Genomic DNA, 25,672 nt, shown 5'->3' on the forward strand with positions numbered 1-25,672 from the left:
CGCAGAGCTCCTGTCATCGGCGACCCACTTCACCGCAAGCGACTCCGCGCGGACTCGGCACATCACTCCCGAAAGAGACTCTGCGGGGACTCGAGATCACGCCCACCGCGAAGCAACCCCACCACGAGCGGCCCGAACGACGAGACCCAAACGAAACAGCAGAGCGACGTGCGCGCGAAGCGCGCACCTGGAGCGAGTGCACACCGAAGAGCGCAGGTCAGTACAACCAAGAGAGAGCGCGTCCTCGAGACCAACTCCACCACATGCGACTCCGCGGGGACTCGGCACATCGCGCTCGAAAGAGACTCTGCGGGGACTCGAGATCACGCCCACCGCGAAGCAACCCCACCACGAGCGGCCCGAACGTCGAGACCCAAACGAAACAGCAGAGCGACGTGCGCGCGAAGCGCGCACCTGGAGCGCAGGTCAGTACAACCAAAAGAGAGCGCGTCCTCGAGACCAACTCCACCACATGCGACTCCGCGGGGACTCGGCACATCGCGCTCGAAAGAGACTCTGCGGGGACTCGAGATCACGCCCACCGCGAAGCAACCCCACCACGAGCGGCCCGAACGACGAGACCCAAACGAAACAGCAGAGCGACGTGCGCGCGAAGCGCGCACCTGGAGCGAGTGCACACCGAAGAGCGCAGGTCAGTACAACCAAGAGAGAGCGCGTCCTCGAGACCAACTCCACCACATGCGACTCCGCGGGGACTCGGCACATCGCGCTCGAAAGAGACTCCGCGGGGACTCGAGATCACGCCACCGCAAGAGACTCGCAGGGACTCGACCCCTCGCTGGCGAGCTATTTCGCCCGCAGCGCCGCCACCGCGCCCTCCGGGTAGCTCCACAGGCGCGCTGCGAGCGCCAGTCTCGCGCGCAACTCCGCGCTGCCCTCCGCCGCTCCGCGCTCGAACACCTCGACGAGCAGTGCGTCGACCTCCGTGTCGCGCTTGGCGGAGAGCACATCGATCACCCGCACGAGCTCCTCGTCTCCGCTCGCCAGCATCCGCGCGACGGCCCGCCGCACGACCTGCACGTCGCGCGCGTCGATGCCTGCGCCCGAGGGAAGCGTCGACGCGATCAGCGAGAGCTCGTCGCCCGCGACGGCGTCGAGATCGAGCGCGTCACGCAGCGCTCGAAAGCGCTCCCACTCGGCCTCCGAGGGCGACTTGCCGCGGCGCCGGACCGGCTTGCCGTAGCGCGCCATCGCGACGTTCCGCAGAGGCTCGGCGACGCCGCCGATCGCGCGGATCACGCCGGCCGCCTGGAGCGCGTCGAGCGCGCCCGCGACGAGATCCGCACGCGCGGCGCGGAGCACGCCGGGCGTCGCGCGACGCGAGCGCAGCAGCGCGCTGCGCGTCGCGGGATCGCGGTACAGCGACGTCGCGAGCCGCGCCACCGGCGGGTCGGCCTCGGGGTCGTGCAGGTCGCCGAGCAGCCCGTCGATCGCGGCGATCTGCGCGGCGCGATCGGGCCCGGCGAGGTCGAGGCGCGCCCGCTCCCGGCGCTCCGCGCGCAGCGCGGGCGCGAAGCGCTGCTCGATCGCGTGCGGCATCGCCGCCCACGCGCCCGGCTTGCCGCGTCGGAGGGCCTCGACGATGAGCTCGCGGTGCGCCTCGAGCGCCGGGTGCGCCGGATCGATCGCGGCCTCGACGGGATGCGTGATCCGCCACGACGCGGGCTCGCGATCGGCGGCGCCGGCGAGCGCGCCGCCGAGCAGGACGGCGAACGGCACCGAGGGGTCGGCGTCGCGCGGCCACACCGCGCCGAACGCGCGGGCGAGCGCGTACTGCACGTCGTCGTCGGAGCGCTCGTGCGCGGCAGCGCGCGCCGCGAGCAGCGCGTCGGCGAGCGCGACGCCGAGCTCGATGCGCCGCGCGCGGTCGATCGACGCCAGCGGATCGAGCTTACCGAGGATCATGAAGGTCTCGCCGCTCCACGCCCGCAGCGCGCGGATCACGGCGGCGGCCGAGCCGGGGCGGCTCGCGGCCGCGGTGAGCCACGTGAGCGTCGACTCGCGCGCACCCGCGCCGGCGGCGAGCGTCGTCAGGAGCGCGATCGCGAGCGGGTCCGGCAACGCAGCCGCGGCCTCGACGACCTCGCCGGCGGGCTGCTTCGAGAGCGGGTACGGCTCGAGCTCGAGCGCGGCGCGGAGGCGCGCGAGCGCGGCGCGCGCGGGCTCGTCGAGCGCCGGCTCGGGATCGGCGTCGAGGATGCGGTGCCACCACGGCGGCGTGGGCTGCAGGCGCGCGCGCGCGGCCCGGCGGACGGTGGGATGCGGATCCCCCGCGAGCTGATCCAGCGCGTCGCGCGCGTGCTCGAGCGAGAGGCCGAGCGCGAGCGCCTCGCGCACCGCCGCCCGAGTATCGCCGAGCGAGGCGCGCAGCTCGGCGGGGAGCTCGTGGGCGCGGGCCGCCGCGTGCCGCACCGCCCTGGCGATCGCGAGGCTGTAGCTGCGATCGTCCTCGTCGCCGCCGTGGTCCTCGGCGAGCTGGAGCATCCAGGCGAGCAGCGGGAGGGTCTCGACCTGCGCGCGCGACGCGCACGCGGCCGCGACGAAGCGCCAGAGCTCGGCCGCCGCCTCGCGGCGGGCGGCGCGCGAGAGACCGTCCGCGGTGCGGGCGTCGTACGCGCGGGCCTCGTCTTCCTCGTCGCCCAGCGCGCTGTGATCGATGAGGGGCCGGACCTCGCGCGCGAGCGCCCAGAGCTCGCGCCAGGTGAAGCGATCGTCGGGCGCGCTCATCGTGCGCCCCCCTCGAGGTCGCGGCGTAGGTCCGCGAGGGCGTCGGCGGCGAGATCGCGGGCGGGGTACGAGGCCGAGGCCGCGAGGCGCTCGAGCACGGTGACCCACGGCGGGCTCGCGGCGAGGGCGGCGTTGTAGAGGCGGATCTCGAGCGGCGGCGCGGACGCGGGCGCGACCGCGGCGAAGAGGTGCTCGACCGCGGGATGGTCGTGCGCGACGACGCCCGTCCTCGCGAGCTCGACGAGCAGCGCGCCGAGGGTGGCGAGCGCGTCGGGCGAGGCCGGGTCGGAGAGGAGCGCGTCGAGGGCGTCGCGGGCGCGGGCGAGCTCCGCGGCGCTCGGAGGGGCGGAGCGCGCGTGCGCGGTGATCGCGCGCAGCACGATCGCGATCTCGTCCCCCGCGAGGCGCCCTGCCGCGAGCTGCGCGCGCAGGGTGCGCATCACGACGCGGCGCAGCGGCTCGCAGTCGATCACGACGGCGCGGAGGCGCGGCGCGTCGAGCGCGCTCACGAGCAGCGCGCGCCCGGCCCTGCCGCGCACCCGCGCCATGCGCTGCAGCGCGAACGTGAGGGCGTCGGGATCGTCGCTCAGCGCGAGCGCGCGCTCGGCGTAGGCGGTGACGCGCGGGTCCTCCGAGGCGAGCAGCGAGGTGCGCAGCGGGGTGGCGAGCAGCGACCACGCGCCGGGGAAGCCGGCCTCGAGCGCGGCGACCGCAGACTCGGCGAGCGGGCCGAGAGCGGTGCGCGCGGAGATCGCCGACGCCACCGCGCGGGTGAGCGGCGTGTGCGCGCGCGCGTCGGTGGCGGGGACCGATGCCGCGGCATCGAGCGGCGCGCCGAGGGCGAGCGCGACGAGCGGCCGGAGGTCGTCGACGAGGCTCGCGAGCGACGTGACGATGCGCTCGGCGACGTAGCGATCGGCCGAGCGCTGCTCGCCGAGCGCGGGCAGGAGCGTCTCGAGCGCGCGCGCGCGGACCGGCTCGGCACACTCGGCGAGCGCGCGGGGGATCAGCATCTCGAGCTGCTCGATGATCGCGTAGGGCCGCGCGTCGAGGACGCGGCCGATCTCGAGGCCGCCGGTCGCGCGCAGCCAGCGCACGCCCAGCGCATGGTCCCACGCGCGATCGCGACAGAAGAAGCGGGTGAGGATCGCCCCCGCGACGTCGTCGGGGAGCGCGCGCATCGCGCGGCGAATCGCGCGCTGCGCCTCCTCGTGCTTCCACGGAGGCTCGACGAGCGCGGCGAGCGCGGCGTCGAGCGGCTTGCGGAGCCGGCGCGCGTCCTCCGCCGAGCGCGAAGAGAGCGGATCGGCGGGGAAGACGCCATGCCACGCGGGCGGTCCGTGGCCCCCGAGCGCCTCGCGCGCGGCGGCGCGCACGGTGTCGTCCTCGTCGCCGTGCAGGTCGTAGAGGAGCGCGCGCACGTCGGCGCTGCCGGCGGCGTGGGGCGCGAGGCCGCGCGCGATCGCGGCGCGCGCGGTGGGCGTGCGCTTGCCGACGAGCTTGCGCGCCTCGGGCAGCGCGCGCGGCCCCGCGAGCGTGACGAGCTGCTCGATCGCCTGCGCGATCGCGATCGAGAGCGAGCCGTTGCGGTCGTCGTAGCCTTCGGTGCGCCCGCGTGTCGCGCGGAGGTAGCGCAGCGCGAGCGGGTCTCCTTCGGCGCCGAGGATCGCCGCAGCGAGCGGGAGCGCGGTGGCGAGCGCGCCGTACTTCGCCTGGGCGTGCGCGCGCTCGGTGGTGGCGTCCACGAAGGTGTCGGAGGTGCGATCGGCCGGCGCATCGAGCGCGGCGATCGACGCGTCGGCGAGCCCGACGAGACGCTCTCGATCGATCCAGGTCATGCGACGCTCGGCGGTGAGGGCTCGTCCCACGCGATCGCGGCGGCCTCGGCGAGGTCGCGCACGAAGAGGATCTCGATGCGCGCTTCGGCGGGGACGTCGGCGCGGTTGGCCTCGGGGACGATCACCGCGCGGAGCCCGGCGCGCTCGGCGGCGAGCACCTTCGCGCGCACGCCGCCGACCGCGAGCACCGCGCCGTGCAGCGTGATCTCGCCGGTCCACGCGACGTCACCGCGCACCGCGAGCCCGGTGATCGCGGAGCGGATCGCCAGATAGAGCGGCACGCCGGCGGAGGGGCCCTCCTTGCGCACGGCGCCCTCGGCGATGTGCACGTGGAGGTCGGCCACGAGCGCGGCGTCGGGCGCGCCGATCGCGCTCGCCTCGGCGGCGATGCGCGAGAGCGCGGTGCGCGCGGACTCGCGCATGACCTCGCCCTGGAGGCCGGTGAGGTGGAGCTCGGGGCGCGCGCCGCGCGCAGGCGCGCGTAGCACCTCGATCGGCAGCACTGCGCCGCCTCCGTCGCCGCCGACCGAGAGGCCGTGCGCGGAGCCGATCGGCAGGCGCGTCGCGGGGGGGACGCGGCGGTGGCGAGGCGGCCCGTGGACCGTGGTGATCTCGGCGATGGTGATCGGCGCGTCGCTCGCGGCGGCGCCGCGCGCCAGCTCGACGGCGCGGGCGCGGTGGACGGCGGAGAGCACGCGCTCGAGCTCGCGCACGCCCGGCTCGCGGGTGTAGCCCTCGACGATGGCGGCGAGCGTCTCGGCGTCGGCGGTGAGCGGCGCGGCGAGGCCGTGCGAGCGCGCGAGGCGCGGCAGCACGTGGCGCGATGCGATGCGCACCTTCTCGCCCAGCGTGTAGCCGTCGAGCTCGACGACCTCGAGGCGATCGCGGAGCGCGGGGAGGATGCGATCGACGTCGTTCGCGGTGGCGATGAAGAGGACCTTCGAGAGGTCGTAGGGCGCGCCGAGGAAGTTGTCGGAGAAGGCGTGGTGCTGCTCGGGATCGAGCACCTCGAGGAGCGCGGCGGCCGGGCTGCGGAAGCTCTCCTGGCCGATCTTGTCGAGCTCGTCGAGAAGCAGGACGGGATCGGTGCGCCCCGCCTGCCGCATGCCCTGCACGATGCGCCCCGGCGACGCCGCGTGGAACGACTGGCGGTGGCCGCGGATCTCGCACTCGTCGTGCACGCCGCCGAGCGGCACGCGCACCAGCGGGCGACCGAGGCCCTCGGCGATGCTCCGCGCGATCGTCGTCTTGCCGACGCCCGGCGGGCCGGCGAGGCACAGCACCAGGCCTCGCGAGCTGCCGCCGAGCTTGCGCACCGCGAGGTGCTCGAGGACGCGGCGCTTGGGGCGCGCGAGGCCTTCGTGCTCGGCGTCGAGGCGGCGCGTCACCTCGTCGAGATCGATCGTCGCGGGCGGCGGCTCGCCCCAAGGGAGGTCGGCGAGCAGCGTCAGGTGCGCGAGGTACGTGTGGTAGTCGTGCGCGTTGCGCGGCATGTCGGCGAGCAGCGCGAGGCGCTCACGGGCGACGGCGCGCGCAGCCTCGGGGAGCGGGAGGCGCTCGAGCTTCTGGGCGACGACCTCGAGCGGTCCACCCAGCTTGCGACCCGCGAGGGGCTCCGCGATGCCGAGGGTGCGGGCGATCTCGGTGGCGATCGGCAGGATGCGCGCGCGCTCGGCGTGGCTCGTGTCGCCCGCGGCGAGGCGCGCGGCGAGCGACTCGAGCACCGTCGCGGCGTCGGGCGCGACGGCGCTCGGGGTGTCGGGCGCCGGGGGATCACCGTCCGCGACGGAGCGGGCGAGCGCACCGTGGGTCGCGAGCGTGCGCTCGATCGCGCGGAGCGCCGGCACCGACTCCGCGCTCGATCGCTCGCGCGCGAGCGACAGGACGCGGGCAGCGACACGCGCGGCGTCGACCTCGTCGAGCAGCTCGAGGCGCGCCGCGAAGGGCTCGGCCGTCTCGACGTCCACCACGCGCGCACGGCGAAGGCCGCGGAGGCGCACCCCACCGCGCGCGAGCGAGACGACCTCGGCCAGCACGCCCACGCGCCCCGTCACGAACGAAGGGAGCTGCAGCGCGAAGTCGAGCGGGAGCGCGACGACTCGCGCAGCTTTGCGCTTGCGCGCGCGCTTGAGGGACTCGGGCTCGCAGCTGGCGTCGTCGAGCGCGAGCTCCTCACCGGGCAAGAGGACATCGGAGAGCAACCCGAGGACGATTGTTCGTTCGTCGTTCATCCGGGCCAGGATAGCCGAGGACGGAACGGGCCGAGGTGCTCCGAACCGCGTCAGCTCCCGGGGCGCGCGATCGCGATCGGCAGCACGACGTTCGCGGTCGCGCCCGGGCTCTCGTAGGTCCAGCCGCGCATCGTCTCGGCGACGCAGCTCGTCAGCGCCTCGCTCTCGATGTCGCTGCGCACGATGTCGATCGCGGGCGCGCCGCTCGCGCTCGGAAAGGTGACGCGCACCCAGACGCGACCGTGTGCCTGCACCGCCGCGCGGCGCGCACACGCGGCGAGCGCCTCGGGATGCGCGGCCATCGCCGTCTGCACGCTCGCGAGCGCGCGGGCGTGCAGCTCTTCCTCGGTCAGCGGGCGCGACGGCGCAGCGCTCGTCGGAGGCGGCGGAGCCGTGGGCACGGTCGAGGCCGACGTGGTCTCGGTCGATCCCGGGATCGAGGGAGTCGGTGTGCCGATCAGCGCGTGCACGACGACTCGCGTGCTCGCATCGCGCTCGGGGAACCGCGCGGCACCGAACGCGCGCGTGAGGCATCGCGCGAAGCGGCGCTGAGCGCTGGTGAGCGTGCTCGTGATGCGCGGCGTCGCGCGACCGCGTGCGCCCACCTCGAGCTCCAGCGTGATGTCTGCAGGGTCGGTGGGACGCTCTCGCAGACACGCGCTGATCGGCGCGAGGACCGCGCGCAGCCCGGTCTCGAGCTCGTCGACCGTGAGCGCGCCCGATGGACCCTCGAGCGCGAGGGCCGCGTCGGCGATCGCGGGATCGCGCACGGCACGTGGCTGGGCATGCGCGAGCGAGGGAGCCGCCACGAGCACGATGAGCGCGAGGACGCGGGCCACGCACCGAGTGTAGCCGAACGGCTCGCCGGCACTGGGTGGCGGGAATCCATACTGGTCGGGCTCTTTCGCCTGTATTGACAGTCCGCGACGGCCGTCCGTAGTTTGGCGAGAGTCGGTCGACGCACCCGGGGTGGCGGGCTCGGCCGCGAGCGAGAGGAGCAGGAGTGAGGGACCCTGCGCTGTCGTCGGCTCGTTTCGAGCTGCTGCGTGAGGTCGGCAGCGGGGGCATGGGCGTCGTCTTCGAGGCGCTCGATCGCGAGACGAACGCGATCGTCGCGCTGAAGATGCTCAAGACGCGCGACGCGCACCTGCTCTATCGCTTCAAGCAGGAGTTCCGCGCGCTCGCCGACGTGCAGCACCCGAACATCCTGCGCTTCGGGGAGCTCCATCACGAAGGCGATCAGTGGTTCTTCACGATGGAGCTGGTGCGAGGGGTCGATCTCCTCGCGTACGTGCGGCACGGAGCGAGCGCGTCCAGCCCGCTCGACGAGAAGACGCGCGACGCGTCGCCCGCCGGCCGACGACGCCGCGCGCGCGAGATCGAGACCGAGGACGACGCCACGCTCCACGACGAGCCACGCGAGCACGTCGCCGACGAGCCGAGCCCCATCGCGTGCGAGGTCGGCTACGACGAGGCGCGGCTGCGGTCCACGCTGAGGCAGCTCGCGAGCGCGATCGACGCACTGCACCGACGCGGTCGACTGCATCGCGACGTCAAGCCATCGAACGTGCTGGTGCGCGACGACGGACACGTCGTGTTGCTCGACTTCGGTCTGGTCGAGCGCTTCGGCACCACGGTCGAGCGCCACGTCGAGAAGAGCGGCGAGCGCGCGATCGTCGGGACACCTCACTTCATCGCGCCCGAGGTGGTCGACGACGACGTCGGCCCGGAGGCGGACTGGTACGCGTTCGGCGTGCTGCTGTTCAAGGCGCTCACCGGGACGTTGCCGTTCCGCGGGCACCCGCTCGTCGTGATGCGCGAGAAGCGCGAGCGCGCCGCGCCCGCGCCGAGCGATCTGGTCCCCGGAGCGCCGCCCGATCTCGATCGACTGTGCCGTGCGCTCCTCGAGCGCGATCCCGCGGTGCGTCCGTGCGGCGACGACGTGCTCCGCGCGCTCGGCGCCGAGCCTCCCGCCGACGATCTCGTCGCGTCCGAGCCCGACGGCGCCGCGATGCTCGAGGTGCCCGCCGCGTTCGTCGGAAGGCGCCGCGAGCTCGCGACGCTCGCCGACGCGTTCGTGCGCGTCGCATCGAGTGGGCGCGAGCTGGTGGTGGTGCGCGGCGAGCCGGGCGTCGGCAAGAGCACGCTCGTGCGTGCGTTCCTCGAGCAGCACGTCGCGCCGGATCGCGACGCGCTGGTGCTCGCGGGCCGCTGCTACGAGCAGGAGTCGGTCCCGTTCAAGGCGTTCGACGCGATCATCGACGCGCTGAGCGCGCACATCGCCGCGCTTCCGATCGCCGAGGCGCGCGCGCTGCTCGCGGGAGGAGCGCAGTTCCTCGCGATGATGTTCCCCGTGCTCCGGCGCGCACCCGCCGTCGCGGAGATGGTCACTCCGGGCAGCGCGCTGCGGAACGTGTCGCTCATGCGCGATCTCGCGTTCCGCGAGCTCAAGGACGTGCTCGGAGCGCTCTCCGAGCGCGCGCGCCTCGTAGTGTTCGTCGACGATCTGCAGTGGGCCGACCGCGACAGCCTCGCGCTCCTCGAGGCGCTCTTCGCGCAGCCGGGCGCGCCTCGCGCGCTCTTCGTCGCGACGATGCGCGCGGGCAGCGCCGAGATGCAGGCGCGCCTCGACGCGCTGTCGCCGCGCACGCTCGATCTCGGTGGGCTCTCGCACGAGGAGTCGAAGGCGCTCTGGAACCTCCTGTGGATCGCGAACGGTGGGCCGCACGCCGGGCTCGCCCGACGCGACGCGGCGTCGTTCCTCGACGAGGCCGGCGGACATCCACTCTTCCTCTCGGAGCTCGTGCGCTTCGCGCGGAGGCCGCAGCGCGGCGCCACCTCGCGCGCGCGCCTGCAGGACGTGATCTGGACGCGCATCGCGGAGCTCGACGAGCCCGCGCGTCGGTTCATGGAGATGGTCGCGCTCGCGGGCGCGCCCTTCCCGTTCCAGCTGATCGCGCGCGCGGCGGGGCTCGACGTGAGCCAGAGCGCGATCCTGATCGGCGCGCTCCGCACCGCGCAGATGATCCGCGTCAGCCGTCACGGCGAGGATCGTCTGGTCGAGCCCTATCACGACCGAATTCGCGAGGCGATCCGCCGGCACTTCGACGACGGCGGCGAGGCGATGGCGGCGCGGCTGCGCCACCTGCACCTGAGCCTCGGTCTCGAGCTCGTCGCGCACACGTCGAGCGCGGCGCTGCCCTCGGTGGTCTTCGCGATCGTGCAGCACCTGCACCAGGCGGGAGACCTCGTGTCGTCGCGCGACGCGCGGCGGCGGTTCGCGGAGCTGTGTCTCGTCGCGGGACGTCAGGCGAAGCAGACCACCGCGTATCGCGCGGCGCTCGAGTACCTCGAGCGCGCGACCGTGCTGATCGCAGGGCTCGGCGATCCGTGGACGACGGAGCACGCGCTCGCGTGCTCCGTCTGGTGGGAGCGCATGGAGTCGGCGTACCTCGCGGGCGAGATCGACCTCGCGAAGCGCCTCTTCGCGGAGCTCCTCCAGCGGCTCGCCGACCCTGCGGAGCGCGCGCGTCTCTACGCATCGCGCATCGCGCTGGAGACCGGGCACGGCCGCAGCGTCGAGGCGATCGCGACCGCACGCGAGGCGCTGCGGAGCTTCGGTCAATCGCTGCCGGCGAACGCGAGCACGGCGTCGGTGCTGCTCGAGTACGCCGCGGTGCGGTGGGCGGTCGGGCGCCGCTCGGCCGAGAAGCTCGCAGCGCTTCCCGAGCTCGAGGACGTCCGCGCACGATGCGCGATCGAGATCCTCGTCGCGATGGTGCCCGCAGCGTTCTTCGTGTCGACGGATCTCCTCGTGGTCGTGAGCCTGCGCATCGCGCAGCTCTCGCTGCACCACGGCGTGATGGACGCGTCGGCGTACGGCTTCGCGCTCTACGGAGCGGTGCTCTCGGGCGCGTTCGGAGATCACGCGAACGCGCACGCGTTCGGGCGCCTCTCGCTGGTGCTCCAGGAGCGCTTCCGCAGCGAGCGCTTCGCCTGCAAGCTGCTCTTCGTCAACGGCACGTACCTCACGCCGTGGGTCGAGCCGTTCGCGGCCGCGAAGGCCCAGCTGCGCGACGCGGTGTCGGTCGGCACGCGATACGGAGACACCGCGTACGAGGCGTACTCGGCGGGCACGCTCTCGGTGATCACCTACTGCGACGCAGCGCACCTCGGCGAGCTGCGCGAGACCGCAGAGGCGTGTCGAGCCATCGCGGTGCGCCGTCGCGACGTGGACATGGCGGCGCTGGCCTCGACGCACGCGCGGTACGCAGCGGCGATGCGGGGACCGGACGGCGATGCGACGACCCTCGCCGCCGAGGACTCGGACGACGCGACGTTCCGCGCGTCGTTGAGCGAGCGGAAGACGCCGGTGGCCATCTTCTACTATCACCTGCTCGGCGCTCAGCTCGCGTATCTCCACGACGACGACGCGCGCGCGAGCGCGCTGCTCGCGGAGTGCGATCGTCACGTCGGCGCGGTGTTCTCGGTCCCGACCTCGGTCGAGCTCGAGGCGTGGCGCGTGCTCGTCGGTGCGCGCTCACATCGGAGCGCGGGCGCGCTGGAGCGCGCGCAGATCGCGTGGAGAGCGCGAGGAAGCCTCGCGAAGCTCGCTCGATGGGCGCAGGTCAATCCGCAGAGCTTCGAGCCGCTCTACCTCGTCGCGCTGGCCGAGCACGCGCGGGTGCGCGGAGCGAGCGACGCCGTCGCGCACTTCGAGCAGGCGGTCGAGCGCACGCGTGCCCATCGACGAGGCAAGTGGGAAGCGCTGGCGCTCGAGCTCCTCTGGCGCTTCCACGCAGAGCGTGGCGATCACGCGATCGAGCAGCTCCGCGAGGCGCGCGACGCATACGCGCGCTGGGGCGCCGAGCGCCGCGCCGCGGAGCTCTCGCAGCGACTCGCGCGCTGACCCCCGAGCGCGCGTACCCGAGTCGGGAGCCTTGAGCGTCCTGATCGGACGTGGCCCCATCGATCTCCGGTGAGCGCACAAGGAGAGCCGATGATCCTCTTGAACCCGAAGAGCTACACGCGGACCTATCCCGATGCGCGCTCGCGCGAGCTGATGGAGAAGACGATCGCGTTCTTCGAACGACGCGGGAAGAGGAAGCTCAAAGAGCACGATCTCGCGCGCACGTGGTACGCGGACTTCCTCGAGTTCGTGGGCGAGGAAAAGGTGTTCGCGACACTGCTCACGCCCGCGGGCCACGGCGATTCCGACGCACGCTGGGACACCTGGCGCAACTGTGGTCTCAACGAGATCCTGGGCTTCTACGGACTCTGTTACTGGTACACGTGGCAGGTCTCGATCCTCGGCCTCGGTCCTCTCTGGATGACCTCCAACGAGGCGCGCAAGAAGAAGACCGCCGAGCAGCTCGCACGAGGCGGCATCTTCGGATTCGCGCTCTCGGAGCGCGAGCACGGCGCCGACATCTACTCGACCGACATGGTGCTCGCGCCGAAGGGCGACGGAACCTACGTCGCGAACGGCGGCAAGTACTACATCGGCAATGGCAACGCGGCGGCGACGCTGTCGACGTTCGGAAAGCTCGAAGGCACCGACGAGTACGTCTTCTTCGCGGTCGACCCGAAGCACCCGAGCTATCGCCTCGTGAAGAACGTCGTCGCGAGCCAGTCGTACGTCGCGGAATTCGCGCTCGAGAATTATCCGATCACCGACTCGGACATCCTCTCGCGTGGCAAAGACGCGTGGAATGCCGCGCTCAACACGGTGAACATCGGGAAGTACAACCTCGGCTGGGCGTCGATCGGCATGTGCACGCACGCGCTCTACGAGGCGCTGAACCACGCGGGCAATCGCCGCCTCTACGGGATGTACGTGACCGACTTCCCGCACGTGAAGCAGATGTTCACCGACGCATACGCCCGACTCGTCGCGATGAAGCTCTTCGCGCTCCGCGCGGCCGACTACATGCGCTCGGCGTCACCCGACGATCGTCGATATCTGCTCTACAACCCCGTCGTGAAGATGAAGGTCACCACGCAAGGCGAAGAGGTGATCAACCTGCTGTGGGACGTGATCGCGGCGCGTGGCTTCGAGAAGGACACGTACTTCGAGATGGCGGCACGCGACATCCGTGCGCTGCCGAAGCTCGAGGGCACGGTGCACGTGAACATCGCGCTCATCGTGAAGTTCATGCCGAACTACTTCTTCGCGCCGGCGAGCCTCCCCGAGGTCCCGCGGCGTGACGACGCGACCAACGACGACTTCCTGTTCCGACAGGGCGACGCCGCGGGGCTCGGCAAGATTCGCTTCCACGACTACGAGCCTGCGTTCCGCGCGTTCGATCTCCCCAACGTGCGCATCTTCCAGAAGCAGGTCGCGATCCTGAAAGAGCTGCTGATGGTCGCCACGCCCGACGACGCGCAGCGCAAGGATCTCGACTTCCTCATGACGCTCGGCGAGATGTTCACGCTGGTCGTCTACGCCCAGCTCGTCGCAGAGAACGCGAAGATCTACGGCGTCGAGGACGACCTCGTCGATCAGATGTTCGACTTCATGGTGCGCGACTTCGGCAAGCTCGCGCAGCAGCTCCATGCGAAGCCGAGCAGCACCGAGGCACAGCAGGCGTTCTGTCTGCGCCTCGTGCTCAAGCCCGCGTTCGACGAGCGACGCTACCAGCACGTCTGGAAGGACCACGTCCTGTCGCTGAAGGGCGCGTACGAGATGTCGCCCTGAGGGCTCATCCCTCGGCGCCTCGGAGCTCCTCCGTGCACCATCCGCCGGTCACCAGCAGTCCGACGTCGACGTTCGCATCCATGCGCTCGAGCACGCCGCCCACGACCTCGAGGACGCGCCCGACCTCGGCCCAATCGGACACGTAGACACGAAGCCCCGACGCGTTGCACCCGATGCCGGTCCCCACGCCGAACACGCTCTGGATGCCGGCATCGCGGCACGCTCGTTCGATCGCTTCGCTCAGCACGCCGAGGCCGGGGCGCGCCGATCCGCGCCCGCTCACTCCATAACGCGCTTCTCCGATGGTGAGCGTGCACTGGTCGCTCACGACGTAGCCGCGCCCGTCGGGTGGCAGCGTGACCTGCGAGGGTGAGCCCACGAGCCGTGGGCCGCACGACGCCTCGCCCGATGCGGCGCTCGGAGCGTGCTCCGTCGCGCGCGGCGGCGAGCTTCCGCATGCGCTCGCGAGGAGCAGGCAGAGCGCAGTACATCGCATCTCGAAGCCCATCCGGCGTCGAGTGGAGCACGCTCGGCGTCGGTTCGTCGACCGCGCCCCGACGGACGCGAACGAGCCGCCGTACCCTCGCGGGCGCGGCGGCTCGTCCACGGAGATCGCAGCTCACTCGCGCCGAAGAGCGCGAGCGAGCGTCGCAATCAGTAGCGGTACCACTCGCTCTTGTAGGGGCCCTGCACCGGCACGCCGAGGTACTCGGCCTGCTTGCTGGTGAGCTTGGTCAGCTTCGCGCCGAGCTTGTCGAGGTGCAGGCGCGCGACCTTCTCGTCGAGCTCCTTCGGGAGCACGTACACCTTGCCGCGCTCGTACTTCTTCGGCTCGGTCCACAGCGCGAGCTGCGCGAGCACCTGGTTCGTGAAGCTCGCGCTCATCACGAAGCTCGGGTGACCCGTCGCGCAGCCGAGGTTCACGAGGCGACCGCGCGCGAGCACGATGATCTTCTTCCCGTCGGGGAAGACGAAGTGATCGACCTGCGGCTTGATGTTCTCCTCACGCACGCCGTTCTTCGCGTCCGTGAGCGAGGCGATCTGGATCTCGCTGTCGAAGTGCCCGATGTTGCACACGATCGCGTTGTTCTTCATCCGCTTCATGTGCTCGAACGTGATGACGTCGGCGCACCCGGTCGCGGTCACGAAGATGTCGGCCTTGTCCGCCGCCTCGTCCATCGTGACGACGTCGTAGCCCTCCATCGCCGCCTGCAGCGCGCAGATCGGATCGACCTCGGTGATCCAGACGCGCGCGCCCTGGCCGCGCAGCGACTGCGCCGAGCCCTTGCCCACGTCGCCGTAGCCCGCGACGACCGCGATCTTGCCGCTCAGCATCACGTCGGTCGCGCGCATGATCGAGTCGACCAGCGAGTGACGGCAGCCGTAGAGGTTGTCGAACTTCGACTTCGTGACCGAGTCGTTGACGTTGATCGCGGGCAGCGCGAGCGTGCCCTTCTTCATCATCTCGTAGAGGCGGTGCACGCCCGTCGTCGTCTCCTCCGAGAGGCCGACGACCTGCGGGAGCAGGTCCTTGCGCTTCTCGTGGACGAGGATCGTGAGATCACCACCGTCGTCGAGGATCATGTTCGGGCCCTTGCCCGTCTCGAAGCAGTCGAGCTGCTGCTCGATGCACCACCAGTACTCCTCCTCGGTCTCGCCCTTCCACGCGAACACCGGGACGCCCGACGCCGCGATCGCCGCCGCCGCGTGATCCTGCGTCGAGAAGATGTTGCAGCTGGTCCACGTGACCTCGGCGCCGAGCTCCTTGAGGGTCTCGATCAGGACCGCGGTCTGGATCGTCATGTGGAGGCAGCCCGCGATGCGCGCGCCCTTGAGCGGCTGCTTGCCCTTGTGCTCGGCGCGGATCGCCATGAGACCGGGCATCTCGGTCTCGGCGATCTCGATCTCCTTGCGGCCCCAGTCCGCGAGGTTGATGTCGGCGACCTTGTACTTCGCGGTCTGGTTCGGCTTCTGCGTCATCTGTCCGGTCTCCTCGTTCTCTTCGATCGTTCCAATGCGCTCACGCGCGGCGCGCGACGAGCACCTGCCATCCGACGTGGGCGTCGGGCCCGCGTCCTCGCACGCCGCTCGGCACTCCGCGCACCGAAGCGCGACAGAGACCGGCGTCGTGCGCCATCGAGACGAGCTCGCGCTCGTCGAAGCCGAGCCACAGGTCGGCCTGCTGCTCGCGCAGCCGCTCGTCCTCGTGGATCTGGTAGTCGAGCACCACCACCGCGCCGCCCTCGTGATCGCCCTTCGCGGGGCGCGCGAGCGCGGCGAGCGCCTCGAGCAGCTTCACCGGCTTGGGCGCGTGGTGGAGGATGCGCGACGCGAACACGACGTCGGCACCGCCGAGCGCGCGCACGCGACGTCGCACCGCCGCGTCGTCGACCTCGCCCTCGACCAGCTCGACGTTCACGTAGCCGCGACGCGACACGCGCTGCGCTGCGCGCGCGAGGCGCGCCGAGCTGCGATCGAGACCGACCACGCGATCGAAGAGCGGCGCGAGCACGTCGAGCAGGCGACCGTCGCCGGTTCCCGCGTCGACCGCGAGCTGACGGCGCTCGATCAGCGGGGCGAGCGCGGCGAGGTACGCAGGGAGCTCGGGCGGGAGCGCATCGGGCTCGAGCTCGCCCTCGGTCTGGCCACCGCGCGCGAAGAAGTCGCGGGCGGCGGCGTCGCGCTTGCGCACGATCTCGGCGACCCGCGCGAGGCTGCCGTCCTGCTCGCAGAGCGCGCGACCGGCGCGCAGCGCGTCGGCGACCACCGCGTCCTCGGGCGCGCCCTCGGCGAGACGCACGAACACGCGCGTGCCCTGCTTGCGATCGACGAGCAGCCCGGCGCGGCGCAGCGCGGCGACGTGCTTGCTGACGTTCGGCTGCGACTCGTGGAGCAGCTCCGCGAGCTCACCGACCGAGAGCTCGTCCTCCGACGCGAGCACGAGCAGACGGATGCGGAACGGCTCTCCGAGCAGTCGGTAGAGCTCCCATCTCGCCTCGGCGAGGAGGGTCGCCGAGAGGGCGTGCGCCGCGTCCACGGCGAACGATATATGCGACGATGCGCATGGACGCAAGCAACGAGGTTTGTCTCAGGAATTGGGCCGTTCTCGGAGGGCAGCGTCGAGAATCGCGGCATCGAGCGTGCCGTCGAGAACGGCCTCGAGCGCGACGCGGAGCGCGGGCGCAGCAGTGGTCTCTGCGGCCGTGCGGACGCGGCGGAGCGCTTCGTCGCGATCGAGTGCGAGCAGCGCGAGCGCAGCGCCCACGCGCTGGTCGGGAGGCGCGGCAGGATCGCCGAGTCGGGTCGCGAGTCGCGCAGGGGTGATCGTCGCGGCGCGGAGGGTCGCGCGGCCGTCGCGGATGGATGCGAGCGACGCGTGCCACGCATCGAAGCTGCGGCCACCGAGGGCGAGCAGCGCGGAGAAGGCCGCTTCATCGTGGCGTGCGGCGAGCATCGCGAGCGCCGCATCGATGCGACGCTCGATCGCGCGACGAACGTCGCCGGGCACGTCGCTCGGCACCAGCGCGAGCGCGTCGGCGCGCGATTCGAGGTCGCCGAAGCGAAGCGTGCGATCGGGCGCGCCCGAGGCACGCACGACGATCGCATCGGCACCGATCTCGACCGCGCGACGACCCGCGTGCAGCGCGCGCCAACCGCCGAGCGCCCACGGGACGGAGAACAGCGAGCGCCAGAAGAGCGGCTCGAAGACCGGTGGTCCGTAGAGCGCGCCGAGCGCCAGGACGGTCGCGAGCATCATCGAGGTGGGCCAGAACACTTCCCAGCGCTCGGATGCGATCGTCCAAGCCAGGCGCGCGCGTCGCGACGCGGGGCCCTGGTCGAGCGCGTCGAGCAGCGCGTCGGCGCGCTCGACGCTGCCGACGCCGATACGAAGCGCGACGCCCTCCCGGGTGTCGATCGCGACGACCCCGTCCTGCTCGTGCACGGCGGAGACGATCGACGCGGGCTCGATCACGCGCGACGCGCCGTACTCCAACGCCCGGTGCGACAGAACGCGGACGGCTACGTCGCGATGCTGCAAGGCCACGAACGAGATCCAGCTGGACAGCGCGAGCACCGGGGCGAGGAGGAACGCGCCGACTTCGACGCTCTCGACGGTCTCGAGCAGCGCGTCCGACTCCAACGTGATCGCGAGCCCCCGCACGCAGCCGGCGACCCAGGCGACGAGCAGCGCGACGCACGCGGCACGCAGCGCCCACTCGCCGTGACGTGTGCGCCGATGCTCGAACCACGCGTGCGGCTCCTCGAACCTCACTGGAAGTTCTGCACCGCCCAGACCTCGCCGTCGGGCGTGGTGAAGAACCCGCACGCGACCTCGCCGAAGTCGGGGTTCGTCATGTTGAGGTAGTGGCCGTGCGACGCGAAGTCCTCGCCCGGGCCTTCGTCCCACATGAGCTGGAGGCAGCCCGAGATCGTGTCACCCACGCTGCCCCAGCCCGGGCACTCGTTCTGACCGAAGCCACCCGGCGAGCAGATGCCGTCGCCGAAGCCGGCGTGCGGCGAGCGCGTGCTGTCGTACTCGGCGTGCATCGACGCGCAGGGCTCGCCCTCGGTCCAGCGCGCGAGCGGCGGCAGGCACTGACACTCCCAGCGAAGCTGGTTGATGCGCGCGACGCAGTCCTCCGCGGGATCGCCGGTGCTGGGCAGCGGAGCTGGCGAACAATCGGGGATCGGCGCGTCGAGCGGGCCGTCGTCGCACGAGCCGCGAGCGCCTCCGTCACCGCCGCCCGAGCCTCCGTCGTCGTCACCGCACGCGACGAGCGAGAGCACGAGCAGCGAGAGCACGACCCAGCGAGATGTGCGCACGGGACCTCCGGCGAGAGGCCCCATCGTACTCTCGTGCGATCACAACGACGACGCGGAGAACGTGTCGCACGCCGCGGGATCACCCGCGGAGAGCCCCTGACGGAACCACCGCACGCGCTGCTCCGACGTGCCGTGCGTGAACGACTCGGGCACCGCGTAGCCACGCGCGCGCGCCTGCAGTCGATCGTCTCCGATCGCCGCGGCTGCGCGCAGGCCCTCTTCGACGTCGCCCGGCTCGAGCAGGCCGCGCTGCGCCGCGTGATGTCCCCACACGCCCGCGTAGCAGTCCGCTTGTAGCTCCTGTCGCACCGAGAGCGCGTTCGCCTGCTCCTCGGGGAGCGCGCGCATGCGCGCGTCGACCTGCGACGAGGTGCCGAGCACGTTCTGCACGTGGTGCCCGACCTCGTGCGCGATCACGTAGGCCTGCGCGAAATCGCCGGGCGCGCCGAAGTTGCGATCGAGCTCGCGGAAGAACGAGAGGTCGAGGTACACGCGCGAGTCGGGCGGACAGTAGAAAGGCCCGACCGCCGCCGACTGGAAGCCGCACGCCGAGCGCACCTGCCCTTCGAAGAGCACGAGCTCGGGCTGCGGATACGCGACGCCGTGGCGCGCGAGCAGCGCGGGCCACGTGTCCTCGGTGCTGCCCAGCACGACCGACACGAACTGCGCGGTCTCGTCGCTCGCGGGGGGCGCGACCGCGGGCGCATCGCTCGGGCTCGCACCGCCGCCGCCGGTGAGCATGCTCGGATCGACGCCGAGGAAGAGCGAGATCGCCAGCAGCGCGAGGACCACGAGACCGCCGCCCGCACGCATCGGGATGGGGAGGCGCATTGCACCACCCCCACCACCGCTGCCACGGAGATCCCGGACGTTCGTGCTTCGTCGACCTTGCTGCCAGCGCACGACGAGGGATGTAGTCCCCCGCCTTCGATCAACGACGCTTCGCCAGGAGCACCACGCCGAAGAGCCCCCCGAGCGTGAGGATGATCGTCGCGCCGCTCGCGACGTTGAGGTGGTAGCTGAGCAGGAGGCCGAGCGCGGCGCCGCCGATGCCGAGCGCGAGCGCGTACGCGGCGACGCCCGGCAGCGTGCGACCGAGCATGCGCGCCGTCGCAGCCGGGATGACGATGAACGAGCTCACGAGCGCGATGCCGACCGTCTTCACCGCGACGACGATCACCACCGCGACCAGCGCGAGCAGCATCGAGTCGAGCGCGGCCACGGGCACACCCGCGATCGCCGCGAGCTCGGGATCGAAGGTCGCGAACGCGAGGCGCGACCACGTCGCCGCGAGCACGAGGCCCGACGCGATCGCGACGCCGGCGACGACCCAGAGATCGTTGGTCGAGATCGCGAGGATCGATCCGAAGAGCACCGTCTCGACGTTCACCGGTGGCGCATCGTTGGGGCGCAGTCCGAGGAAGAGCACGCCGAGCGCGAACGAGACCGAGAAGAACACGCCGACCGCGACGTCGCCGCGCAGCTTCCCGCGGCGCAGCACCCACGCGATGCCGAGCGCGATCGCGATGGTGAACGGGAGCGCCACCCACGTCGCGCGATCGACCGCGACGCCGATCAGCAGCCCGAGCGCGATGCCGCCGAACGCCGCGTGCGCGAGACCGTCGCCGAGGAACGAGAGGCCGCGCTGCACGACGAACACGCCGAGCGTCGCGCAGAGACCGCCGACGATCGTGCCCGCGATCAGCGCGCGGATCATGAAGCTCTGCGAGAGCGGCTCGAGCAGCCAGTCCATCCGATCAATCCTCGTCGGGGAAGGCGCTCTCGCTGCCGATCGCGCGCGCCGAGGCTCCGTCGTGCAGCGCCTCGAACGAGCGACGGCCGAGCAGCTCGTGCGGCAGGCCCCACGCCGTGAGGTGACCGTCGGTGAGATAGACGACGCGCTCGGCCGTGCGCGCGATCGCCGCGAGGTTGTGGGTCACGAGGATCGCCGCGAGCTCGTCCGATGCCGAGACCTCCGCGAGCACGTCGAGGAACTCGGCGCGCCCCTTCACGTCGACGCCCGCGGTCGGCTCGTCGAGGATCAGCAGCGCGGGATCGTTCACCAGCGCGCGCGCGAGGAACACGCGCTGCGTCTCGCCACCGCTGAGCCCGGCGATCGGCTTGTCGAGCAGCGGCTCGCCGCCGACGCGTCGCAGCACCCTGCGCGCGCGCTCGCGCTCCTGATCCGTGATGCGGAACGGCCAGGTCCCGCGCATCGTCGCGACGATCAGATCGATCGCGCGCGCCGGGAAGTCGCGATCGAAGCTCTTGCGCTGGGGCACGTAGCCGACCGCGTGGCGCCCTTCGTGGGCCGGCTTGCCGAGGATCTCGATCGTGCCCGACGTGGGCTTCAAGAGGCCGAGCACGGTCTTCAGGAACGTGCTCTTTCCCGCACCGTTCGGGCCGCAGAGGCACACGAACTCGCCCTTCGGGATCCAGAAGCTCACGTCGTGCAGGATCACGCGCGACTCGATCACGACGCTGACCTGCTTCGCGTCGAGCACGATCGGGAGCGACGTGCGATCGGGGATCGTCAGCTGTCGGGACGAGTTGTTCATCGCAGCGCGCGCTCGAGCACGTCGGTGTTCGCGCGGAGCAGCGCCTCGTAGCTGGTGCTCGATCCACCACCGCCGATCGGGTCGAGCTCGAAGAGCGGCACGTTCGCCTGCTGCGCGACGACGCGCGCGGGCCGCGGATCGAGCTGCGGCTCGGAGAACAGCGCGGCCGCACCGCTCTCGCGGATCGCAGTGAGCACGTCCTGCATGTAGCGCGGCGTCGGCTCGCGACCGGGGAAGGGCTCGATCACCGCGGCGATGCGTAGCCCGTAGCGCTCCGCGTAGTAGCCGAACGAGCCGTGGAACGTGACGATGGTGCGGCGCGACCAGGTGCGCGCACGCGCGTCGATCTCGTCGTGCAGGCGACCGAGCTCGGCCTCGACCTGCGCGCCGCGCTCGCGGAACCCCGCCGCGCCCTCGGCGTCGATGCGCGAGAACGCCTCGACGAGGATCGGCACCGCGCGTCGCATGCGCACCGGATCGAGCCAGAAGTGCGGGTCGAGCGCGCCGTGGTGGTGGTGGTGCTCCTCCTCGTCGTGGTGCCCTTCCTCTTCGTGCTCGTCGAGCTCGTCGCCGACCTCGTGCGCGGTGAGACGACGCGGCTCGAGGCGCGGACCGAGCTCGAGCATCTCGGGCTCGGCGTCGCTCGCGCCGCGCACGATGCGCTCGGCCCACTCGTCCATCTCGAGCCCGACGAGCACCGCGAGACGCGCATCGGTGACCCGTGCGACCTCGCGCGGCGTGGGATCGTAGCCGTGCTCCGAGCGCCCCGGCGGGAGCACGCAGACCACGTCGAGGCGATCCCCCGCGACGCGTCGCGCGACGTCGTAGAGCGGGAAGATCGAGACCGCGACCCGCGGTCGCCCTCCTCCGCTCTGCTGCCCTCCGCCGCTGCCGCACGCGATCGCGAGCACCGCGATCACGATCGCGCTCACGAAGCGCCCCACCCTGACCCTCATCGCCGCGAGCCTACACCAGCGGCGACGCCGACTCAGCTCACGTCGCTGCGAGCCCCGCCTTCACACGGAGCGCCTGGAACCCGGGCAGCGCACGAAGCGGCGCGAGATCTCCGTCGCGATCGATCACCGAGGGATCGGAGAGCCCCGCGTCGATCGACTTCTCGAGCCACTCGAGCGCATCGCTCCCGCGCCCGAGCTGACCGAGCGCGCACGCGACGTTGAACGCGTCGGTCGCCTGGCCGAAGCGCGTGAACAAGCGCTCGCCGAGCTTCGCCGCGGCCTCGTGGTGCCCCGCGTAGAACGCCTCGTTCGCGACGATCTGCAGCGCACGCACGCCGACTGCCTCGCTCTTGCTCGCGTCGTCGAGGATCGCGAGCACGTCGTCGTAGCGCGCCGATCCCGCGGCCGCGCGCGCGAGACGCTTCGCGACGAAGTCGTCGGCGCGCCCGACGATCGCCTCGGCGAGCGGCTTCACCGCCTGCGCCGGACGCCCGAGCTCGAGCTGGATCACACCCTCGAGCAGCGCGTCGGGCAGACGTCCGGCGGGCAGCATGCGCAGCGCCTGCGCCGCGCCCTCGGGATCGCCGGTGAGGGCACGCCCCCACGCGACCAGGTGCACGACGTCGAAGCGATCGTCCTCGGTACGCGCCCGCGACACGAGCGCCTCCGCGATGCGACGCACGCGCTGCGCATCACCGGCCTCGAGCGCCGACCATGCCTCGCGCAGCGGCGCCTCGAGCGACTCCGACTGCGGTGCGGCCGCGCGCGGGCGCATGCGCGCCTGGGTCTGAAGTCGATCGGCGAACTGCGAGCTCGCCTGCCACTCGCGGTAGTTCTGCAGCGCCCACATGCCGATCATGAAAGCCATGAAGACGTTGCGATACGCGACCGCCAACGCGAGCAGCGCGCACGCAACGACGACCGACACCAGGCGCGCCCATCGCTGACCTCGCACACCGAAGAAGCGGTCGAGCGCGGCCGCGACGATGTGTCCTCCGTCGAGGGGGAGGATCGGCAGAAGGTTGAAGACGGCCCAGCCGAGGTTGGTCCAGATGATGTCCTGGAGCGCGAGCCGCGCGACGAACGGCACCGAGGGACCGAACGCGGCGAACGCGAGCGCTCCGCCGCCGATCACGAGCCCGACCGCGGGACCCGCGAACGAGACGAGGATGCTGCGCCAATGCGTGAGGTTCCGTCCGGCGCTCCAGGCGGTGTGCCCGCCCATCGACGTCAGGTGCACCTCGGGACGGAGGCCGAAGCGACGCCCCGTGAGCGCGTGCCCCATCTCGTGCAGCAGCACGGCGAGGAACACGATCGGCAGCCACATGACGATCGCCCACGGGTGGCTGCTGCGCCCGTACTGGAGGAACCCCAGGATCAACGCGAGGAACCAGAACGCGCCGTGGACGCGGACGGGAACGCCGAAGAGCGAGAAGTGCGGAGTCACGTTGAGCCCGAAACTCTGGAGCCAGCGCCGGGCACACGCCACCCCGCGAGCGCCTTGCCCACGAACTCGAGGCGATCCTGTCCCCAGAACAGCTGGTCGCCGACGACGAAACAGGGCGCGCCCGGCGCCCCGATCTCGATGGCGCGCGACGTCGCATCGAAGAGCGCCTGCTTCGCGTCGCCTGCTCGATCGAGCAGCGCGGGATCGATCGACGCCTCACGCAAGCACGCGCGCAGCACCTCCGGATCGGCAGGATCACGATCGAGCACCCAGCACGCGCGCATGACCGCGTGCACGAGCGGCGCACGCGCCTCGTCGTCGAGCAGCAGCGTCACGCGCAGCGCGTCGACGGTGCGCAGCGGGAAGTGCGTCGTGAAGCGGAACGGCACGCCCCAGTGATCGGCCCAGCGCTCGAGGTCGAGCTGCGCGTGACGGCGCTTCGCCTCGCCGAAGCTGTCGAGCGGGACCAGCGGCGTCCCGATCTGCTTGAACAGCGCGCCGAGCAGGAACGGACGCCACGCGACCCGCGCACCGTGCTCACGCGCGACGCGCTCGATCTGCGTCGTGCCGAGGTACGCGAACGGGCTCGAGTAGTCGAACCAGCACTCGACGGTCTTGGAGTTGAGATCGATCACGCGCCGCGAGCATACCGCTGCCTTTCCCGGTGCGGATCCGCACTTCCGGCTCCACGGCGATCACCACGCTCGCGTATCGTGCCCGGTCACCATGACCATCTCGTTCGACACGCACCCGAGCCGCTACAAGCACTGGAAGATCTCGTTCGACGGAGAGATCGCGACGCTCGCGATGCAGGTCGATCCGAACGGCGGACTGAAGGAAGGCTACGAGCTCAAGCTCAACTCGTACGACCTCGGCGTCGACATCGAGCTCGCCGACGCGATCCAGCGGATCCGCTTCGAGCACCCCGAGGCGAAGTGCGTGGTCGTCACGAGCGGCACCGATCGCGTGTTCTGCTCGGGCGCGAACATCTACATGCTCGGATCGAGCACCCACGCGTGGAAGGTCAACTTCTGCAAGTTCACCAACGAGACGCGGCTCTATCTCGAGGACGCGTCGAAGCACAGCGGCATCAAGTTCCTCTGCGCGGTGAACGGTGCATGCGCGGGCGGTGGCTACGAGCTCGCGCTCGCCTGCGACGAGATCCTCCTCGTCGACGACGGATCGAGCGCGGTGAGCCTGCCCGAGGTTCCGCTGCTCGCGGTGCTGCCGGGCACCGGTGGGCTCACCCGCGTCGTCGACAAGCGCAAGGTGCGTCGTGATCTCGCCGACGTGTTCTGCACGACGAGCGAGGGCGTGCGCGGCAAGCGCGCGGTCGAGTGGGGCCTCGTCGACGCGATCGCGCCGCGCAGCCGGTTCGCCGACGCGGTGAAGGAGCGCGCGGCCTCGCTCGCGAAGAAGGCGGGTGACGCAAAGAAGGGCCCGGGCATCGAGCTCGACGCGCTCGCGCCGGAGATCGACGGAGGCACCTATCGCTATCGCTTCGTCACGCTCGCGATCGACGCGAGCGCGCGGGTCGCGACGGTGACGGTGAAGGCGCCGACCGGATCGATCCCCGAGGGCGGCGATGCGATCCAGGCAGCGGGCGCGTCGCAGTGGTCGCTGCGCGCGTTCCGCGAGCTCGACGACGCGCTGCTGCGCCTGCGCATCGATCACCTCGACGTGGGCATGCTCGTGCTGCGCACCGAGGGCGACGCGGCGAAGGTCGCCGCGACCGATCGCGCGCTGCACGCGGCGAAGGATCACTGGCTCGCGAACGAGATCCTGCGGCTCCAGGCGCGCGTGCTGCGCCGCCTCGATCTCACCTCGCGATCGATCTTCGCGCTGGTCGAGAAGGGCTCGGCGTTCGGAGGCTCGCTGCTCGAGCTCGCGCTCGCGTCGGACCGCATCTACATGCTCGCGGACGACGACGAGGAGGTCGCCATCGCGGTGTCTCCCGCGAACGCGGGCGCGATGCCGATGAGCCACGGGCTCTCGCGCCTCGAGTCGCGCTTCCAGCGCGAGCCCGAGCGTGTGCAGAAGGTGCTCGCGACCGAAGGCGCGATCACGACCGAGGACGCGAACGCGCTCGGTCTCGTCACGGTCGCGCCCGACGAGATCGACTGGGACGACGACGTGCGCATCGCGATCGAGGAGCGCGCGAGCCTCTCGCCCGACGCGCTCACCGGCATGGAGGCGAGCCTCCGCTTCGCCGGCCCCGAGACGATGGAGAGCAAGATCTTCGCGCGCCTCACCGCGTGGCAGAACTGGATCTTCCAGCGCCCCAACGCGGTCGGTCCGCAGGGCGCGCTCACGAAGTACGGGCAGCCCGATCGTGCCGTCTTCGCGTGGACGCGTTGCTAATCGCGCAGCGGC

General features: G+C 71.8%; 17 protein-coding genes. 3 read left to right on the plus strand and 14 right to left on the minus strand.

The genetic code is table 11. The features are described 5' to 3' along the window. Positions 1-807: 807 nt before the first annotated feature. From I5071_RS18875 to I5071_RS18890, 4 genes are read right to left on the minus strand one after another with little or no spacing between them, the layout of a single operon-like run. Positions 808-2,748, minus strand: a complete 1,941-nt coding sequence (locus I5071_RS18875) for a hypothetical protein (RefSeq protein ID WP_236606864.1) — start codon at positions 2,746-2,748, stop codon at positions 808-810. Next, positions 2,745-4,586 carry a hypothetical protein gene (locus I5071_RS18880; protein ID WP_236606865.1) on the minus strand — a complete coding sequence of 614 codons (1,842 nt, stop codon included), beginning with the start codon at positions 4,584-4,586 and terminating at the stop codon, positions 2,745-2,747. The genes I5071_RS18875 and I5071_RS18880 overlap by 4 nt, the downstream gene beginning before the upstream one ends. Then, the gene (locus I5071_RS18885) at positions 4,583-6,817 is read right to left on the minus strand and encodes a S16 family serine protease (protein ID WP_236606866.1); all 2,235 of its coding nucleotides are present in this window, start codon (positions 6,815-6,817) and stop codon (positions 4,583-4,585) included. The genes I5071_RS18880 and I5071_RS18885 overlap by 4 nt, the downstream gene beginning before the upstream one ends. 50 nt (positions 6,818-6,867) lie before the next feature. Then, positions 6,868-7,656 (minus strand): hypothetical protein, encoded by a 789-nt coding sequence (locus I5071_RS18890; RefSeq protein WP_236606867.1) that lies wholly within the window; start codon positions 7,654-7,656, stop codon positions 6,868-6,870. A gap of 164 nt (positions 7,657-7,820) precedes the next feature. Between I5071_RS18890 and I5071_RS18895 the strand changes: the two genes are divergently transcribed. Together I5071_RS18895 and I5071_RS18900 are read left to right on the plus strand one after the other, a co-directional pair. Next, a complete protein-coding gene (locus tag I5071_RS18895; protein WP_236606868.1) occupies positions 7,821-11,726 on the plus strand; it encodes a serine/threonine-protein kinase PknK in 3,906 nt (1,301 codons plus the stop codon). Between the two features lie 90 nt (positions 11,727-11,816). Beyond that, positions 11,817-13,514, plus strand: a complete 1,698-nt coding sequence (locus tag I5071_RS18900; RefSeq protein WP_236606869.1) for an acyl-CoA dehydrogenase — start codon at positions 11,817-11,819, stop codon at positions 13,512-13,514. A gap of 4 nt (positions 13,515-13,518) precedes the next feature. On the opposite strand, the gene I5071_RS18905 is transcribed toward I5071_RS18900, so the two are convergent. From I5071_RS18905 to I5071_RS18950, 10 genes are all read right to left on the minus strand, one after another. Further along, positions 13,519-14,022: a hypothetical protein gene (locus I5071_RS18905; RefSeq protein ID WP_236606870.1), complete on the minus strand. Its 504-nt coding sequence runs from the start codon at positions 14,020-14,022 to the stop codon at positions 13,519-13,521. A 146-nt stretch (positions 14,023-14,168) separates the two neighbouring features. Continuing rightward, positions 14,169-15,494, minus strand: a complete 1,326-nt coding sequence (ahcY, locus tag I5071_RS18910; RefSeq protein WP_236606871.1) for an adenosylhomocysteinase — start codon at positions 15,492-15,494, stop codon at positions 14,169-14,171. A 40-nt stretch (positions 15,495-15,534) separates the two neighbouring features. After that, a complete protein-coding gene (locus tag I5071_RS18915; RefSeq protein ID WP_236606872.1) occupies positions 15,535-16,551 on the minus strand; it encodes a metalloregulator ArsR/SmtB family transcription factor in 1,017 nt (338 codons plus the stop codon). Positions 16,552-16,602: 51 nt separating this feature from the next. After that, positions 16,603-17,922, minus strand: coding sequence for a hypothetical protein (locus I5071_RS18920; RefSeq protein ID WP_236606873.1), 1,320 nt, complete (start codon positions 17,920-17,922; stop codon positions 16,603-16,605). Between the two features lie 455 nt (positions 17,923-18,377). Further along, positions 18,378-19,241 carry a neutral zinc metallopeptidase gene (locus tag I5071_RS18925; RefSeq protein WP_236606874.1) on the minus strand — a complete coding sequence of 288 codons (864 nt, stop codon included), beginning with the start codon at positions 19,239-19,241 and terminating at the stop codon, positions 18,378-18,380. Between the two features lie 28 nt (positions 19,242-19,269). Beyond that, complete coding sequence (locus tag I5071_RS18930) at positions 19,270-20,091, minus strand: metal ABC transporter permease (protein WP_236606875.1); 822 nt, start codon at positions 20,089-20,091, stop codon at positions 19,270-19,272. A 4-nt stretch (positions 20,092-20,095) separates the two neighbouring features. Beyond that, positions 20,096-20,896, minus strand: a complete 801-nt coding sequence (locus I5071_RS18935; protein WP_236606876.1) for a metal ABC transporter ATP-binding protein — start codon at positions 20,894-20,896, stop codon at positions 20,096-20,098. Continuing rightward, positions 20,893-21,852, minus strand: a complete 960-nt coding sequence (locus I5071_RS18940) for a metal ABC transporter substrate-binding protein (protein WP_236606877.1) — start codon at positions 21,850-21,852, stop codon at positions 20,893-20,895. The genes I5071_RS18935 and I5071_RS18940 overlap by 4 nt, the downstream gene beginning before the upstream one ends. Positions 21,853-21,889: 37 nt before the next feature. Beyond that, positions 21,890-23,299 (minus strand): site-2 protease family protein, encoded by a 1,410-nt coding sequence (locus tag I5071_RS18945; protein WP_236606878.1) that lies wholly within the window; start codon positions 23,297-23,299, stop codon positions 21,890-21,892. Next, positions 23,296-23,934, minus strand: a complete 639-nt coding sequence (locus tag I5071_RS18950; RefSeq protein ID WP_236606879.1) for a 2-hydroxychromene-2-carboxylate isomerase — start codon at positions 23,932-23,934, stop codon at positions 23,296-23,298. The genes I5071_RS18945 and I5071_RS18950 overlap by 4 nt, the downstream gene beginning before the upstream one ends. A 91-nt stretch (positions 23,935-24,025) precedes the next feature. Here I5071_RS18950 and boxC point away from each other — a divergent pair, with 91 nt between their 5' ends. Then, positions 24,026-25,660, plus strand: coding sequence for a 2,3-epoxybenzoyl-CoA dihydrolase (gene boxC, locus I5071_RS18955; RefSeq protein ID WP_236606880.1), 1,635 nt, complete (start codon positions 24,026-24,028; stop codon positions 25,658-25,660). Positions 25,661-25,672 lie beyond the last annotated feature (12 nt).

It is taken from the genome of Sandaracinus amylolyticus, from assembly GCF_021631985.1.
Taxonomy (GTDB): domain Bacteria; phylum Myxococcota_A; class Polyangia; order Polyangiales; family Sandaracinaceae; genus Sandaracinus; species Sandaracinus amylolyticus_A.

Excerpts from the sequence above, each read along its gene's own strand:
- I5071_RS18875 (WP_236606864.1), bottom strand. The coding sequence starts at position 2,748 with ATGAGCGCGCCCGACGATCGCTTCACCTGGCGCGAGCTCTGGGCGCTC.
- I5071_RS18880 (WP_236606865.1), bottom strand. The coding sequence starts at position 4,586 with ATGACCTGGATCGATCGAGAGCGTCTCGTCGGGCTCGCCGACGCGTCG.
- I5071_RS18885 (WP_236606866.1), bottom strand. The coding sequence starts at position 6,817 with ATGAACGACGAACGAACAATCGTCCTCGGGTTGCTCTCCGATGTCCTC.
- I5071_RS18900 (WP_236606869.1), top strand. The coding sequence starts at position 11,817 with ATGATCCTCTTGAACCCGAAGAGCTACACGCGGACCTATCCCGATGCG.
- I5071_RS18905 (WP_236606870.1), bottom strand. The coding sequence starts at position 14,022 with ATGGGCTTCGAGATGCGATGTACTGCGCTCTGCCTGCTCCTCGCGAGC.
- ahcY (WP_236606871.1), bottom strand. The coding sequence starts at position 15,494 with ATGACGCAGAAGCCGAACCAGACCGCGAAGTACAAGGTCGCCGACATC.
- I5071_RS18930 (WP_236606875.1), bottom strand. The coding sequence starts at position 20,091 with ATGGACTGGCTGCTCGAGCCGCTCTCGCAGAGCTTCATGATCCGCGCG.
- I5071_RS18935 (WP_236606876.1), bottom strand. The coding sequence starts at position 20,896 with ATGAACAACTCGTCCCGACAGCTGACGATCCCCGATCGCACGTCGCTC.
- I5071_RS18940 (WP_236606877.1), bottom strand. The coding sequence starts at position 21,852 with ATGAGGGTCAGGGTGGGGCGCTTCGTGAGCGCGATCGTGATCGCGGTG.
- boxC (WP_236606880.1), top strand. The coding sequence starts at position 24,026 with ATGACCATCTCGTTCGACACGCACCCGAGCCGCTACAAGCACTGGAAG.